This window comes from Flavobacterium sp. FPG59 (assembly GCF_002150205.1).
GTDB lineage: Bacteria > Bacteroidota > Bacteroidia > Flavobacteriales > Flavobacteriaceae > Flavobacterium.
Window position 1 is genome coordinate 1 of the sequence record NZ_MTCA01000315.1, and the last position, 2,434, is coordinate 2,434.

2 protein-coding genes are annotated in these 2,434 nt (G+C 30.9%); both read right to left on the reverse strand.

Going from position 1 to position 2,434, the window contains the following annotated elements; all coding sequences use genetic code 11:
- Window positions 1-426 precede the first annotated feature (426 nt).
- Complete coding sequence (locus FPG59_RS15470; RefSeq protein WP_086455446.1) at window positions 427-1,560, reverse strand: PAS domain-containing sensor histidine kinase; 1,134 nt, start codon at window positions 1,558-1,560, stop codon at window positions 427-429.
- Window positions 1,561-1,578: 18 nt separating this feature from the next.
- On the reverse strand, window positions 1,579-2,292 hold the full coding sequence (locus FPG59_RS15475; RefSeq protein ID WP_086455447.1) for a heavy-metal-associated domain-containing protein: 714 nt from the start codon (window positions 2,290-2,292) through the stop codon (window positions 1,579-1,581).
- Window positions 2,293-2,434 lie beyond the last annotated feature (142 nt).

A 2,434-nucleotide genomic window follows, 5' to 3' on the forward strand; every position in this document is an offset into this window, starting at 1 on the left:
AAACCAATGTGTAAAATGATTTAAAATCACATTTGAGTTGCAAAAAAGTAAAATTATGTTCAGCTTTAAATAATCTACAAAAGGTCCTGGAGACTAGCTCGGGCTTGTGAGATCGTTGTAATGAGTGTTGCTAAAAGGGTATTTAACTTCTATCTTCTACTATTATGATCTGTATTATGCGCTTAGTGTTTAAGAATATTGACTAGTTACTAATCAGCAAAAAAGGTATTCTTTCAGGCAAACACAAACCTATTTTAGAGGATAATGTGGATGAAAAGTTCTTATGAAATTTGACGTTGATACCGTTTTGATTACTGAACTTTCTGCATCGATTATAGTGTTATTGAAGCACAACTGCTTATTTTTTTTCATCTATAGACGTAAAGAAACCTTGCTGATGCAATCAGTTTTGTTTTATTTATATTGTTATTTTGTTTTCTCAGAGGGTAATGTAAAATAAAAAGAAGAACCTGCGCCTTCAGTACTTTCTACCCAAATTTTACCTCCATTTTTTTCTACAAAGCCTTTCGATAATATTAATCCGATACCAGCTTCTTTATCCTTTTTCCATGTGTTTGAAATAGTGGTTATTTCAGGTGTAAAGAGTTTATCTTTAATTTCTTTTGTAATGCCTAATCCATCATCTTTTATTTCAATGATAATTGAATTTTCTTTTGTTTTCGCACGAACTACAATTTTACCTTCTTTATGCGAATATTTTATTGCATTGTTGAGTAAACTATGGAGTATTGAAAACAGCATTTCGCTGTCTGCAAAAACATTTATATTTTTCTTTATGTTGTTATGAAGGTGAACCTTATTTGTAACAGCAATGTCATTTAGCGCATCAAACACTTTTTTAACATCGGTATAAAGGTTAATTTTTACGGGAGCAAAAGCTTCTGATGCGTATTTTATTCTTGCCCATTCTACTAGATAATCCAGTAGGTCTAATTGCTGTTTTGATGTTATTTGAAGTAGTTGGAGCATTTCTTTTGCTGCTGCCTTATCCATTTTATCAAAATTTTTATTCAAGTATTCAGCGGTTCCTGTCACACCTGTTAGTAGGGTTCTAAAATCATGTGAAAGTATAAAAAGTATACTTTCTTTATGCACACTAAGTTCTTCTACATCTTTAGCATACTTTTCTGCATTTTGTCTCTCGGTTAGGTCTCGAAGGATTTTGACAAACCCTTTTACTTCTCCATCTTCACCTTTTAAAGGATAAACCTGACCGTATGCATAAAATTTGCTTCCGTCTTTACGAATGTGCCATCTGTTGTCTACGGCTTTTCCGTCCTGTAAAGCTTTTGTAGTTTCAGTTTTTGGCAAGCCTTTGGTTTTGTCATCTTCAGTAAAAATAATATCAAAGTCTTTCCCCATTATTTCTTCTACCTCATATTGAAATAATTGTGTTGAGCCAGAACTCCAGCTGTTTATTTTTAAGTCATTATCCACTGAAAAAATAGAATAATCAGGCATGCTGTCTATAACCTGACTAAAAAACTCTGTTGAAAGGATGTGCTCACCTTCGGGTGCGGTTGATTTTTTATTTTTCATTTTTCATTTAGGTTTTTGTTAAAGTAAAATGAATAACATTATTCCACTCATTACAATCATCAAAGCATCTTCAATAATAGTTACAGTACTCATGGGTAAATTGAAAATTGCACCTAAACAGGCACATTGAATTTTCTTTTTGTTTAAGACTGATTGCAATACACCAATGATACTGATACTCATTACAAGTACAGTAAGTGAATTAGTTAGTATGGGATTGAAATTAATTAGAAACGCAATTCCTAAACCTAATTCAATAATAACATATAGGTAAGCCCATACTGGAATTTTTTTCGCTAAAACATCATACATCACATAACTATCCGCAAAACCTTTGATATTTAGTAATTTAAAAAAAGAGAAAATAAGAAAGAATCCGGACATAAAATGTCTCATTGCTTGCATAAAATCAAATTTTGTGTTTTGAGTTTGCACCAATGTCGTTACTATTATGATGTAGAAAAATATCAGCAAAATGGGTTTGTAGGTTTCAAACCATGATTTTGTTTGTTCTCCAGTTTCGCTGTGATTGATTGCTGATATTTGGTATTTTGATTCTAAAACTTTTTGCAAATCGAATAATGAAATGTGTTTGTCCATTGTAATTGTTACTGTTTCTGTGTCTTTAGAAACAGTAACATTTGTAACGTTATCTAATGTTAGTAGAGCCGATTTTACTTTGGCTCCACAACTAGAACAAGTCATTCCCGTTAATTTATAGGTATGTGTCATTTTATTTTAAAAATATAAGATTCAAAAAATTGGTTTTGTTTATATAATTGTTCTTATTTGTTTTACTTAAACTACCTTCTAGCGATTAAAATGCTGTTAAATTCTCTTTAAAATCTATCATTAAAGACTTAAAATATTAAAA

Excerpts from the sequence above, each read along its gene's own strand:
- FPG59_RS15470 (WP_086455446.1), bottom strand. The coding sequence starts at position 1,560 with ATGAAAAATAAAAAATCAACCGCACCCGAAGGTGAGCACATCCTTTCA.
- FPG59_RS15475 (WP_086455447.1), bottom strand. The coding sequence starts at position 2,292 with ATGACACATACCTATAAATTAACGGGAATGACTTGTTCTAGTTGTGGA.